The sequence below is a fragment of the Bifidobacterium sp. KRGSERBCFTRI genome, assembly GCF_025908335.1.
In genome coordinates this window covers 1,780,974-1,794,516 of record NZ_CP109653.1, presented here as the reverse complement: position 1 = coordinate 1,794,516, position 13,543 = coordinate 1,780,974, and the positions used below count along the sequence as shown (strand labels likewise).

Below are 13,543 nucleotides of genomic sequence, written 5' to 3'. Positions count from 1 at the left end.
AAGTAAGGCTGTCGTACTGCCGTAAATTCCCAATCCACTGACGTCAAGCGTCCGCAGACGTCCGGTGGGTTGGGTTTTCTTTTTGCCGCCGACGATGGGCGCGTTGCGTGCGTCACTGGTTCGCACGATTTCCCTGGGGGAGTGGGATTTCGCATATATGGCAAAGATTTGTAAGGACGCGCGGCTTGGTTTCATGATTGACATCCTTACCCGATAGGCTAAGGAGCTATGTGTGGAATCGTAGGATATGCAGGAAATGTTCGGACCGCGTGCGGCAAACCCTTGGAGGTCTGCCTCCAGGGTCTTCAGCGATTGGAATACCGTGGATATGATTCGGCCGGCGTGGCGTTGACCGCGCCCGGCATGGACCATGTGGCGGTGCGTAAGAAGGCCGGCCGTCTCGCCAACCTGGTGCAGGACATCGAACGCGATCCGATGCCGGAAGCCACCGTGGGCATCGGCCACACCCGTTGGGCCACCAACGGCGTGCCGAACGACACCAACGCGCATCCGCACACCTCGCGTGACGGCAAAGTGGCCATCATCCACAACGGCATCATCGAAAACGCGTCCCAGCTGCGTCTTGACCTGCAGACGGAAGGCTACCATTTCGTTTCCGAAACCGATACGGAGGTCGCGGCGAAGCTGCTGGGTAAGATCAGCGACAAGATCATCGAAGAGACCGGCAAGCCTGACCTGTTCAAGGCCGTCCGCCGTCTCGCACGCATGCTGGAAGGCGCGTTCACCATCCTCGCCACCGATGTGCGCCAGCCGGACATCGTGGTCGGCGCCCGTCACGATTCGCCGCTGGTGGTCGGTCTTGGCGAAGGCGAGAACTTCCTCGGCTCCGACGTGGCCGCGTTCGTGGCCTACACCAAGCGCGCCATGGAAATCGACCAGGACCAGGCCGTGATGGTGTCCGCAGACAAGGTCGTCGTCTCCGACTTCATGGGCAACATCGTGCCCGATCCGAAGACCTACACCGTGGACTGGGATGCGTCCGCCGCCGAAAAGGGCGGTTGGGACTCCTTCATGGACAAGGAGATCCATGAGGATCCGGCCGCCGTGCAGCGCACTCTGCTGGGGCGTCTCGACGAGAACGGCAACATCAACCTCGATGAGGTGCGCATCGACGAGCATGATTTCAAAGCCATCGACAAGATCATCGTCATCGCCTGCGGCACGGCCGCGTATGCGGGCATGGTGGCCAAATACGCCATCGAGCATTGGGTGCGCATTCCGGTAGAAGTGGAACTCGCCCACGAATTCCGCTACCGTGACCCGATCCTCACCCCCCGAACGTTGGTGGTGGCCATTTCGCAGTCCGGCGAGACCATGGACACGCTGATGGCGTTGCGCCACGCGCGTGAACAGGGCTCCAAGGTATTGGCCATCTGCAACACGCAGGGCGCGTCCATCCCACGCGAATCCGACGCGGTGCTCTACACCCACGCCGGTCCGGAAGTGGCGGTCGCCTCCACCAAGGCGTTCGTGGCGCAGATCACCGCCGCATACGTGCTCGGCCTGTATCTGGCCCAAGTCAAGGGTGCCATGTATCGAGACGAAATCGCCCAGACTTTGGAATCTCTGAAGGACATGCCCCGCAAGATCCAGTGGATTCTCGACACCCAGACCAAGACCGTGCAGGAAGCCGCCGAACAGATGGTGGATGCGAAATCGTTCCTGTTCCTCGGCCGCCATGTGGGCTATCCGGTGGCCATGGAAGGCGCGTTGAAGCTCAAGGAAATCGCCTACACGTTCACCGAAGGCTTCGCCGCGGGCGAACTGAAACATGGTCCGATCGCTTTGGTGGACGAAGGCGAACCGGTCGTATTCATCGTGCCGCCGGCGCGCGGCCGCAACGTGCTGCACTCCAAAGTCATCTCCGGCATCGAAGAGGTCAAGGCCCGTGGCGCCTACATCATCGCCGTGGCCGAGGAACACGATCCGGACGTGGAACGTTACGCCGACGTGGTCTTCTGGCGTCCCGCATGCCCGACGCTGATGAGCCCGCTGGTGGACGTGGTGCCGCTGCAGCTGTTCGCCATGGACATGGCCAAGCTCAAGAACTACGACGTCGACAAGCCGCGCAATCTCGCCAAGTCCGTCACCGTTGAGTAACGAACGCAGGCACCGGTACGTGCTCGAGGAACCTCATATTCCCTTCGAATATGAGGTTCTGTACGAGGACGAGAACATCATCGTCATCGACAAGCCGCATTTCCTCGCCACCACGCCACGCGGCATGTGGTATCGCGAAACCGCGCTGGTCCGGTTGTGCGAGCGGTACGACGAGCCGAACATCACGCCGGCGCACCGTTTGGACCGACTGACCGCAGGCGTCGTCGTGTTCGTACGTAATCCGTCTGCGCGAGGCGCGTACCAGATGCTGTTCCAAAATCGCAAAACCGTCAAAACCTACGAATGCCTGGCACCGCTCGCCCCGACGCAGCGGCCGCGATATGGAACGGCGGTGCGCATCGACCGGCACCTGCCGTTTCCGCTGGTACGCAGGTCGCATATCAACAAGGATCGCGGACGATTGCAGGCGTACGAAAGCGCCGACGTGCCCAACGCGGAAACGCTGATCGAACGGGGAAGCGGCATCCGCTTCGTTGCCGGCAGACCGTACGTGAATTACACGCTGCATCCGAAAACCGGCAAGACGCACCAGTTGCGCGTGCATATGAATTCGCTCGGACTGGCGATATTGGGCGACGATTTCTACCCGGACATCGTGCAGCGCGCGTACGACGACTTCTCGCAACCCTTGGAATTGGTGGCGCGCGAACTGCGATTCGATGACCCGCTCAACGGCGAGCCACGTCGATTCGTATCGCACGTGCCGTTGGGCGCGGGCTTATAGAAACCCACGATTTTGGACATTCCCCTATCTCGCCCGACACGCCCGATTATCATGGCGTTCTGTTGACTTGCCGGAGCGTTTCCGGCATCACGAGAGTAAGAGAGAACCATGGGTAAAATCTCGAAAGCCGTCCGCGGCGTCGCCGACATCTACAACGGCGCATCGCTGATCGTCCGTATCATCGTCGGCCTGATCATCGGCACCGTGCTGGCATTGACCATGCCCCACGTGACCTGGATCGGCGAATTCGGCACCCTGTTCGTGGCCGCGTTGAAGGCCGCGGCACCGATTCTGGTGTTCGTACTGGTGGCCAGCGCCCTTGCGCAGGGCACGTCGAAACTCGACCGCCGTTTCGGCACCGTGCTGTTCCTGTACCTGTTCACCACGTTCCTGGCAGCGGTCGTGGCCGTGCTGACCTCCCGTCTATTCCCGCAGACCCTGTCCTTGGGCAAGGCCGCCAAAGCCGACGTGGTGCCGCAAGGCCTTTCCGAAGTCATCCAGACGCTGCTGACCAACATCGTGGCCAATCCGATCCAGGCCATCATCGATGGCAACTACATCTGCATCCTGATGTGGGCCTGCCTGTTCGGACTCGCCATGAAGTCCATCGCCAACGAAAGCTCCAAAGCGTTCATGGCCAACGTGGCCGACGCCGTGTCCCAGGTGATCCGCTGGGTCATCAACCTCGCCCCGTTCGGCATCATGGGCCTCGTGTTCACCAACGTGGCCGACAACGGCCTGTCCGCATTCACCAAGTACGGCAGCCTGCTGCTCCTGCTCGTCGGCACCATGCTGCTCATGGTGCTCGTGTTCGGCCCGCTCGTCATCTTCATCTTCCTGCGCCGCAACCCGTACCCGCTGGTCTACCGCTGCTTCAAGGAATCCGGCCTGACCGCGTTCTTCACCCGCTCCTCCGCTGCGAACATCCCCGTCAACATGCAGCTGTGCGAGAAGCTCGGGCTTGACAAGGACATGTACTCCGTGTCCATTCCGCTGGGCGCCACCATCAACATGAACGGCGCGGCCATCACCATCACCATCATGGCCATGGCTGCCGCCAACACGCTCGGCATCCAGATCTCCCTGCCGGCGGCCATCCTGCTGTCCGTGGTCTCAGCGCTCGGCGCATGCGGCGCGTCCGGCGTGGCAGGCGGCTCGCTGCTGCTCATCCCGATGGCCTGCTCGCTGTTCGGCATCAGCAACGACATCGCCATGCAGGTGGTGGGCGTCGGCTTCATCATCGGCGTCATCCAGGATTCCGTGGAAACCTGCCTGAACTCCGCGTCCGATGTGGAGTTCGCGGCCACCGCCGAATACCATGCCTGGCTCAAGCAGGGCCGTCAGCTGCCGGCCTTCATGTATTCCAAGAAGGAACGCGCCAAGCTCGGCATCGAAGCTTGATTGCGTACCGGCTTAGCCGCCGATGCGATATCGCAGGGAACCGCTTTGGAAGTTCGCTTCCGGAGCGGTTCTTCCGCATTCGGCGTATTTGGGTGGATATGGGGAGCCTTTCCAGGCTTGTGCGTGGCTTCCGCATGACCCGTATAATCTTATGGTGGTAATCGCAGGCGAAATACAAAACGGAGGTCCGTGGGCGTGGTGCTGAAATCGGCGAAACTGGTGAAGCAGCTCATCGCCATCTGCTGCGCGGGCGTCATGGCGTCCAGCGCCGCCGCATGCGGGGCCAATACGGACACACGCACACAGATCACCGTATGGTCGTGGGAGCCGAGCATGAAACAGGTCATCGCCGGCTTCGAAAAAGACAATCCCGACATCCGCGTGGTTTGGAAGAACACCAGCGGTTACGACAAACTCAACAACGCCATCCAAGACGGTTACGGCATTCCCGACGTGGTGCAGCTGGAATATTACGCATTGCGCCAGTACGCGGTCAGCAGCCAGCTCGTGCCCATCACCGGCAGAACCGAAGGCTATGCCGATTTCTACACGCCCGGCACCTGGGCGTCGGTGCAGCTCAACGGACGGGTGTACGGGCTTCCCATGGACTCCGGCCCGATGGCCTTCTTCTATAACAACAGCGTGTTCGAACAGGTTGGCGTGGACGCGTCCAAGATCCGCACATGGGACGACTACTACGAGGCCGCCAAAAAACTCAAGAAAATCGGCGTGTACATCACCGCCGATTCCGGCGACGCCAGCTTCTACGACACGATGATCTGGCTCGCCGGCGGACGCCCGTTCTCCACGTCCAACGATGGCAAGAACGTGACCATCAGACTCACCGAAGATAAAGGCACCCGCGAATTCACCGAATTCTGGCAGAAGATGATCGATGAGGGTTTGGTGGCAACAAACCTCACGTCATGGTCGGATCGATGGAAATCGGCCGTGGGACAAGGCAAAGTCGCCTCGCTGTTCTCCGGCGCATGGCTGCCTTCGCTGCTCATGTCCGACATTCCCGGCGCGGCCGGCCTGTGGCGCGTGGCCCAGATGCCGACGCCCGACGGCAAGGCCACCACATCGGAAAACGGCGGTTCGGCCCTTGCCGTGCTGCAACGTTCCCGCAAACCCGAAGCCTCATACCGTTTCATCGAATACGCCTGCCACAATGCCAAAGGCATCACAACCCGCGTGGATGGCGGCGCGTTCCCAGCCGACAAAAACACCCTATCCGACTCGAAATTCCTCAGCAAGACCACGGTGACCGACGACCGTGGCATCGAAGTGCCCTATTTCGGCGGGCAGGAATACAACCGCGTGCTGTCCCAGGCCGCGGAGAACGTGTCGACCGGATACCAGTATCTGCCGTTCGAAGTGTATGCGCGCAGCGACTTCCGGTCCACGGTGGGCAAGGCCTACAAATGGTCGAGCCTGCTGCGCAAAGAGCAGAACAGGCTCAACATCATCGCCGCAGGCGGTCAGGTCTCCGACACCTCCAACATCGGCGATGCGTTGAAGAACACCGAATCGTCCGACCGCATCAAACTTAAGGGCGGCATAGCCCTATGGCAGAAGGACCTGAAAGAATACGGAGCCAACCAGGGCTTCACCATCCAATAGCGTCTGTGTAATTGGTTTAATCGATTGCGGCCTGCGGATAGCGCATTATCCGCAGGCCGTCGGTTTTCAGATTGCCGGGCTATGATCGCCGGTTCCCGTCGCTGGCTCTTGAATCAGCGGACGTTGCGGTCGTAGATGTGCCACATGCCCTTGAAAATCAGGTCCGGATCGTAAATGTCGATCATGTTCGTGCCGTCGGCGAACACGCGGCTCAATCCTCCCGTCGCCACCACACGGAAATCCTCGTCGATCTCCTTATGGAACTGCGCGATCGTGCGTTCGATGCCGCCGAGGAAGTTGTAGTACAGGCCCGCCTGCATGGCCGGTTTCGTGGACTTCGCCAGAATCGACTTCGGACGGGTGATCTCCACTTCCGGCAGCTGCGCCGTCCCTTCCCACAGTGCGGCCGCGGCGGTGCGGATACCGGTGGTGATCAGTCCGGAAATCACCGACGCGTCCGCGGTGACGTAGTTGAACGTGGTGGCCGTGCCGAAATCAGCCACCAGAATCGGCCCGCCATACTCGTAATACGCGCCCGCGCAGTCGGCGATGCAGTCCGCGCCCATGTTCTGCGGATTGTCCATGCGGATGTTGAGTCCCGTTTTGATGCCCGGTCCCACGATCATCGGATCGATGTCGAGGAACTTCACGATGCTCGCACGGAACGAATGCATGACCTTCGGCACCACGGACGAAATGATCACATCATCGACATCCGCCGGCTTGTAGCCGCTCAAAGCCAGGAACTGCGTGATCATCAGCCCGTATTCGTCGGACGTGTGGTTCGCCTTCGTGGTGATGCGGTACGTGCCCGCGATGCGCCCATCGTCGATGAAACCGATCACGACGTTCGTGTTGCCGATATCCACAGCCATCAGAAGCATGTTGCGTTCTCCTTCGCGTTTTGCGGAAGTTCCGTTGAAATATTGCGATTATTGCGATTGATACGGTTATTGCGATTCGAAAATGCTGCGGTTAGCGCCGTTCGCCGTCCGCACGCATGGCTGCGAGCTTGACAAGAATACGTTTCGCAAGTGCGTCCTTGCCCATCTTGCTCCATCGTTCGATGCTTGGCCTGTCTGCGGTTTCGCCCGGCGTCAGCACCGTCACCACGTTCGTGTCCGCTGCGAAACCGGCGCCGGGGGTGCGCAGATTGTTGGCCACCAGCATGTCGCAATGCTTGCCGTTAAGCTTCTTCGCCGCGTTGGCCTCAAGGTCGCGCGTCTCCATGGCGAATCCGCACAATGTCTGGTCCGGCCGCTTATGCTCGCCGGCCCAAGCCAGAATATCCGGATTCGACGTGAGCTCGAGCTCGATGCCGCTGCGCCCGTTCTTCTTGATCTTGTCCCGGGCCTGCTCGACCGGACGGAAATCGCCGACGGCCGCGGCCATGACGGTGATGTCCGTGTCCGAGAAACGGCTCGTCACCACATCGAACATATCCCGTGCGGTCGTGACATCGACCACATCCACGCCATACGGGGCGTCCAACGCCACCGGACCGGACACAAGCGTCACCTGCGCGCCCAGATTGCGTGCCTGTTCGGCCAAGGCATACCCCATCTTGCCGGTGGAATGGTTGGTGAGGAACCGCACCGGATCAAGCGGCTCCTGCGTCGGGCCGGCGGTGACGAGCACGGCAAGTCCCTTAAGCGGCAGCTCGCCGTCCGGACGATTCGCAAGCAGCAGCGCTTTCACCGCCGTTTCGATGCGTGCCGGCTCCTCCATACGTCCCTTGCCGGCGTCGCCGCAGGCCAGCATGCCGCTTTCCGGCTCCACAATCGTCCAACCGAGCTCACGGCAGGTATTGAGATTGCGTTGCGTCACGGCGTTTTCATACATATGCACGTTCATGGCGGGGCACAGGATCTTCGGTCCCTTGTCGTACGCGAGTATGGTGCTGGTCAGCTGGTCATCGGCGATGCCGCAGGCGATTTTCGCGATGATATCGGCGCTCGCCGGAGCGACTGCCAGCAGATCCGCCCACTTCGCGTCGGCCACGTGGCTGATCTGCAGCGGACCGTCCGGTCCGGGTGCCACGTCGGCCGTAGCGCCGGGACGATGTCCGGCGGCGAACATGGACATGCGTGTCGGCGTGTGGGTGAGGGAACTGAACGTCAGGGGAGTGACGAACTCCTGTGCGGCGGCGGTCATCACCACACGCACCTCATGCCCCTGCTTGCTCCAATCGGAGGCGAGATGGCAGGCCTTGAACGCGGCGATGCTGCCGGTGACCCCCAAAAGAATATGCGCCATGGATCAACCGTCCTTCTCGTTGTGACCTGCCGCGACTGCGTCAAGTATATAACCGGGCCGAAGCCTCCGCGCGCTTTGCGGGCGAATCCGAACGGGCCGCGGGTATGGCGGACGGTAGAATCAGGCCGTGGTGATCGACCTCACGCAGGCGGTCAACCGCAATCACAACACATAATCGAAAATACGAAGAGGAGAAATCCCATGTCGTCACCTACCGGTGCGCACGGCGAAGCCGACGCAACCAAACAGGAGAACGAACAGCAGCCGCAGTCCACGGCAAGCACCGACGCCACGCTGAACGCGCGTGCGAAATCGTCGAACGGCGCGAAATCGCAAGGCCCGAAGAAGTGGCTTATCGCGTTGATCGCCGTCATCGCCGCCGTCGCGGTGATCGTCGCCATTGCAGTGACGCGCGGCAAAAACGATGACGCGAACACTTCCGGCGTAACTAAAGCCGACACCGTCACCATCGGGCTCAAACTCGCCCCGGTCAGCCTCGACATCCGCCACCAGTCCGGATCGGCCATCGAACAGGTGCTGATCGGCAACGTCTACGAAGCGCTGCTGTCGCGCGACTCCGACAACAAAGTGCAGCCGGGCCTCGCGAAATCCTGGGACATTTCCAAGGACGGCAAGACCTACACCTTCCATCTCAACCAGAACATGACCTTCTCCAACGGCGACAAGCTCGACGCTGACGACGTGGCCTGGTCCATCAACCAGCTCAAGGAGAAGCAGTACTACAACGCCAACCAGGTGGCCAGCCTCGACAAGGCCGAAGCGGTGGACGCCAACACGGTCAAGCTCACCCTTTCCACCCCCGACTCCAACCTGCTGTGGTATCTGACCGGACGTCCTGGCCTCGTGTTCGACAAAAACGCCAAATACAACGCGAAAACCGAAGCGGTCGGCTCCGGCCCGTATACCGTCGAATCTTTCGACTCGGCCAGCAAAATGGTGCTCAAAGCCAATGCGAAATATTGGGGAACCGCGCACAAGCCCGCCACCCAGAACGTGGTGATCCGCTTCCTCACCGACGACAACGCAGCGGTCAACGCGCTGAAAAGCGGTGACGTCGACGTGCTTTCCCCGGTGAACGCCACGCTCGCCAAATCATTGGATGCCAGCACATACACGGTGTCCGCGGCCGACGGCAGCGACAAGTTCGTCCTCGCCTTCAACTGCACGAACGCCAAACTCAAGGACAAGCGCGTCCGCCAGGCCATCCGCTACGCCATCAACCACAAGGAGATCATCGCCTCCCGAGGCAACGTCGACTACGCGCTCGGCGGTCCGATCCCGTCCGTCGACCCCGGTTACGAGGACCTGACCGGCCTGTACCCGTACAACGTGGACAAGGCCAAGGAACTTATGAAGGAAGCCGGTTATACCACCGACAAGCCGTTGCGGCTCACCCTCACCTACGCCAACACGTACGGCACCGAACTGGGCGACCAGCTCAAGAGCCAGCTCGCCAAAATCGGCATCGATTTGAAGATCGACTATGTGGAATTCTCCACATGGCTGCAGAACGTGCACGCCAACGGCGACTACGAGCTGTCATTGGTGGACCACGCCGAAAGCCACGACTTCTACAAGTGGACCACGCCGGACTACTACTACCATTACGACGGCAAGCAGGCGCAGAAACTGTACGCCAAGGCTTTGGAAGCCACCGACGAGGCCGACAGCGCGAAATACCTGAAGCAGGCGGCGAAGGCCGTAAGCGAGGACGCGCCGGCGGACTGGCTGTTCGGCTACCGCGTGACGGTGGCCGTCAACAAGCACGTGCAGGGCTTCCCCAGCAAGCTCAGTCAGACGGTGCTGCCATTGTGGCGGATCTCCAGGAATAAGTAAGGGAACGGTATTTCCATGCGATTCGTGGGAAAGCGGCTGGCGCTGTTCGTAGCGGCTTTGGTGGGCCTGTCCGCGCTGGTGTTCGTGATGCTGCGCGTATTGCCGGGAGACGTCGCCGCGGTCATCGCCGGCACGAACGCCACCCCCGAACGCATTGCGTCGCTGCGCGCCGAATTCGGCTTGGACAAGCCGCTCGTCGCACAATATGGCGATTGGATGGCGGGCATGCTGCATGGCGACCTCGGCGTGTCCGCAGTCGGCGGACGGCCGGTCGCGCGGCAGGTCGCCATGCGCGCCGCCGTAACGTTCCCTCTGATTGTGCTGAGCCTGCTGATCGCGCTGGCGATCGGCCTGCCGCTTGGCTGCGAGGCCGTCCTGACACGCAATCCGCGGCTGCGCGGCCTGTTCCACGGCATTGCGATCGTGGGCGGCGCGGTGCCCGCATTGTGGGGCGGCCTACTGCTGATCCTGCTGTTCTCCCGTGGCAGGGGACTGTTGGGATTGCTGCCCGCGCAAGGCTTCCCCGACACCGGCTGGGCCACGCCGGGAAAGGCCCTGTCCTGTCTGCTGCTGCCGGCGCTCACCACCGGCATCACAGCCGGCGCGTCCATCATGCGCTACACGCGTGCCGCAGTGGGGGATATGGCCTCATCGCAGGCGGTGGACATGGCCATGGCCTGCGGCATGACCCGCAAACAGGCGGTATTGCGCGTGGCGTTGCGTCTGGCCACTGCGCAACTGGTGTCGGTGGTCGGCCTGACCTTCGCGCAAATGATCACCGGCGTGATGGTGGTGGAAAACCTGTTCGCCCTGCCGGGTCTTGGCGCCATGCTGGTCACCGACGTCGGCAACCGCGACTTGGTCGCGGTGCAAAGCGAACTGTTTCTATTGGCCGCATTCTTCCTGCTGTTGGGACTCGTGGTCGATATGACGCATCGCGCGCTGGATCCACGGCTGAAGGCCTCCGGCGTCGTTTCGGGGAAGGTGAACGCATGAGCAGATCGAATCCTACGCAAACTCCGAACGCTACGGATGGTGAAGAATCAGCGTCCACAACGCCAGCGGAAGCTACTATGAGCACGACGGGTGCGGTCGTCTCGTCCATCTGGGCCAAGGCGAGCGGCAGATACGCGACGATCGTCATCGGACTATGGCTGCTGACCGCTGCGGTGTCCTTGGTCTGGACGCCGTATTCGCTGCTCGACACCGACGGTTTCAACGCGTGGGCCTCGCCATCCGCCGCGCATCCGTTGGGCACCGATGGTACCGGAGCGGATGTGCTGAGCTGGCTGATGGCCGGCTCCCGCACGAATCTCATGATCGCCGTGCTCACCGTCGTCGTCGCGGCCGCGATCGGACTGCTGTTGGTGGCAGCCATGGTATCGCGTTCCGGTGCGCTCGCGTCCACATCGGTGGTGGTGGCCGACGCGCTGATCTCCATTCCGACGGTGCTTATCGCATTGATTCTTTCCGTGCCGTTCGGCGCGTCCGCCGCGGTGGTCATCGCCGCCTGCGGTTGCGCGTACGGGCTGAACCTGGCACGCATCCTACGGCCCTCCGCACTGCTCGCCGCACGTTCGGCATACGTCGAATCGGCATTATGGTCGGGGGCAAGCTCCGTCCGCGTGTTCTTCACGCATATCGTGCCGAACACGCTGCCGGTATTGTGCGTGCAGTTGTCCATGAGCGCCGGCACCTCGCTGCTGGCGGAGGCGGGACTCACGTATCTGGGCGTCGGCGTCGGAGCCGGCGTGCCCAGTTGGGGGCATTCGCTGTCCACGTCCGTGAAATTCATCAGCATCTATCCCATGGCCGTCCTATGGCCCGGCTTGGTCGTCACGATGGTGGTGGTCGCGTTGAACCTGTTCGGCGACGCGTTGCGCGACGCGCTCGATCCGCTAACCAATCCCGCGTTGAGGGAGGCCGCATGAGCGCCGTCATACGTCATCTGAACATCGCCATCAACGGCAAGCCGATCGTCGATGATGTCGATTTGGACATCGCCGACGGCGAACGTGTCGGCTTGGTCGGCTCGTCCGGTTCCGGCAAATCGATGATCGCCCGCGCCATGATGGGCCTGCTGCCGGCTACCGCACAGGTGACGGGCAGCGTCGAATTGGGTGGTACGCAGATTGTCGGCGCGTCGGACGCAGCGGTCGCCGACCTGCGCGGACGGTACGTGGGCATGGTGTTCCAGAATCCGTCCGCCGCGTTGAATCCGGTGATGACCGTGGCGCAGCAGGTCGGTCTTCCGCTGTACCTGCATTACGATCTGTCGCTCGCCGAACGGTCGGAACGCGTCACAGCGGTGCTTGCCAAGGTCGGCCTCGGCGAGGACGTGCTGGTGAAATACCCGCATGAACTGTCGGGCGGCCAACGGCAGCGTGTCGGCATCGCCACGGCGCTTGTCACTTCGCCGCGGCTGATCATCGCCGACGAGCCGACCACCGCGTTGGATTCGATCACGCAACGGCAGATCGTGGACCTGCTCACGTCGCTGGTGGACGAGTCGGGCGCGTCGATGCTGTTCATCACGCACGATTTCGCGGTGCTGAACAGGGCCACCACACGCTGTTATGTGCTTGAATGCGGGCGGATCGCGGAATCCGGCGATACGGACGCGCTTCTGGACCAACCGCGCACCGACGCGGGACACAGGCTGGTCCGGTCGGCCCGCGCGTTGTCGTTGCACGCAGGGCAGGATGCCGGGCGGGAATCCGTGCGGAATCCCGCGCAAAAGGAGGTGGACCATGACTGACGTGAACGAAGGAATGGTGCTGCGCGGCCGCGGCCTCGACAAATGGTATGGCGCGAAACATGACCGCCGTCAGGTGCTGTTCGGTGTGGATGCGGATGTACGGGCGGGGGAGTGCCTCGCCGTGATCGGCGGCTCCGGGTCGGGCAAGACCACGCTGACCCGCGTGCTGCTGGGGCTCGAATCCGCGGACGGCGGCAGCGTCGAATACTGCGGCGAGCCGGTCCGTGGCGACGTGGCGCACAGTCTGCGCCTGCAGTCCGGATTGGTGTTCCAAAGCCCGTTCGATTCGTTGGATCCGCGATGGCGCATCGGCCGATCCATAGGCGAGCCATTGCGAATGCATCATCCGGATTGGCCACGGGAACGCGTCGCGGAACGTGTGACCGAAGTGCTGGAAATGGTGAGCCTCGATCCGGGAACGTTCGTCAACCGTTTCCCTGTCGACCTGTCCGGAGGGCAGGCGCAGCGCGCCGCGATCGCCCGCGCCATCGTGGACAAGCCGAAGATGTTGCTCGCCGACGAGCCGATGAGCGCCATCGACGTGGCTGCAAGGGTCCGGATCCTCGACGCGTTCGTCGCGATTCGCGAATCGCAGCCCGATATGGCGATCATCATGGTGTCCCACGATCTGGGCGTGGTGCAGCACATCGCGGACCGCATTCTGGTCCTGCACGACGGGCGCGCGGTCGAAGTCGGCCCGACGGACCAGGTGCTGGGCCATCCGCAGGACGAGTACACCAAGCGATTGGTGCAGGCCGCCTCGCTGTAGGTGTCGCTCCGCA

General features: G+C 62.0%; 11 protein-coding genes. 9 read left to right on the top strand and 2 right to left on the bottom strand.

Going from position 1 to position 13,543, the window contains the following annotated elements; genetic code table 11:
- The first annotated feature begins 228 nt into the window (after positions 1-228).
- From glmS to OGI63_RS07645, 4 genes are all read left to right on the top strand, one after another.
- Positions 229-2,121: a glutamine--fructose-6-phosphate transaminase (isomerizing) gene (gene glmS / locus OGI63_RS07660; RefSeq protein ID WP_011742926.1), complete on the top strand. Its 1,893-nt coding sequence runs from the start codon at positions 229-231 to the stop codon at positions 2,119-2,121.
- A gap of 19 nt (positions 2,122-2,140) precedes the next feature.
- Positions 2,141-2,866, top strand: coding sequence for a pseudouridine synthase (locus OGI63_RS07655; RefSeq protein ID WP_080505079.1), 726 nt, complete (start codon positions 2,141-2,143; stop codon positions 2,864-2,866).
- A gap of 108 nt (positions 2,867-2,974) precedes the next feature.
- Positions 2,975-4,267: a serine/threonine transporter SstT gene (gene sstT / locus OGI63_RS07650; protein ID WP_011742928.1), complete on the top strand. Its 1,293-nt coding sequence runs from the start codon at positions 2,975-2,977 to the stop codon at positions 4,265-4,267.
- Between the two features lie 255 nt (positions 4,268-4,522).
- Positions 4,523-5,890, top strand: a complete 1,368-nt coding sequence (locus tag OGI63_RS07645) for an ABC transporter substrate-binding protein (RefSeq protein WP_217268736.1) — start codon at positions 4,523-4,525, stop codon at positions 5,888-5,890.
- Positions 5,891-6,003: 113 nt separating this feature from the next.
- Here OGI63_RS07645 and OGI63_RS07640 read toward each other — a convergent pair whose 3' ends face one another.
- On the bottom strand, positions 6,004-6,774 hold the full coding sequence (locus tag OGI63_RS07640) for a type III pantothenate kinase (protein WP_011742930.1): 771 nt from the start codon (positions 6,772-6,774) through the stop codon (positions 6,004-6,006).
- A 91-nt stretch (positions 6,775-6,865) separates the two neighbouring features.
- Positions 6,866-8,146, bottom strand: coding sequence for a bifunctional phosphopantothenoylcysteine decarboxylase/phosphopantothenate--cysteine ligase CoaBC (coaBC, locus tag OGI63_RS07635; protein WP_041777265.1), 1,281 nt, complete (start codon positions 8,144-8,146; stop codon positions 6,866-6,868).
- A 201-nt stretch (positions 8,147-8,347) separates the two neighbouring features.
- Here coaBC and OGI63_RS07630 point away from each other — a divergent pair, with 201 nt between their 5' ends.
- From OGI63_RS07630 to OGI63_RS07610, 5 genes are all read left to right on the top strand, one after another.
- Positions 8,348-10,003: an ABC transporter substrate-binding protein gene (locus tag OGI63_RS07630; RefSeq protein WP_011742932.1), complete on the top strand. Its 1,656-nt coding sequence runs from the start codon at positions 8,348-8,350 to the stop codon at positions 10,001-10,003.
- Between the two features lie 15 nt (positions 10,004-10,018).
- Positions 10,019-10,999: an ABC transporter permease gene (locus OGI63_RS07625; RefSeq protein ID WP_011742933.1), complete on the top strand. Its 981-nt coding sequence runs from the start codon at positions 10,019-10,021 to the stop codon at positions 10,997-10,999.
- A gap of 77 nt (positions 11,000-11,076) precedes the next feature.
- Positions 11,077-11,934: an ABC transporter permease gene (locus OGI63_RS07620; RefSeq protein WP_011742934.1), complete on the top strand. Its 858-nt coding sequence runs from the start codon at positions 11,077-11,079 to the stop codon at positions 11,932-11,934.
- The gene (locus OGI63_RS07615; RefSeq protein ID WP_011742935.1) at positions 11,931-12,761 is read left to right on the top strand and encodes an ABC transporter ATP-binding protein; all 831 of its coding nucleotides are present in this window, start codon (positions 11,931-11,933) and stop codon (positions 12,759-12,761) included. The genes OGI63_RS07620 and OGI63_RS07615 overlap by 4 nt, the downstream gene beginning before the upstream one ends.
- Complete coding sequence (locus tag OGI63_RS07610; RefSeq protein ID WP_041777266.1) at positions 12,754-13,530, top strand: ATP-binding cassette domain-containing protein; 777 nt, start codon at positions 12,754-12,756, stop codon at positions 13,528-13,530. Before OGI63_RS07615 ends, OGI63_RS07610 begins: the two co-directional genes overlap by 8 nt.
- Positions 13,531-13,543: the final 13 nt, after the last annotated feature.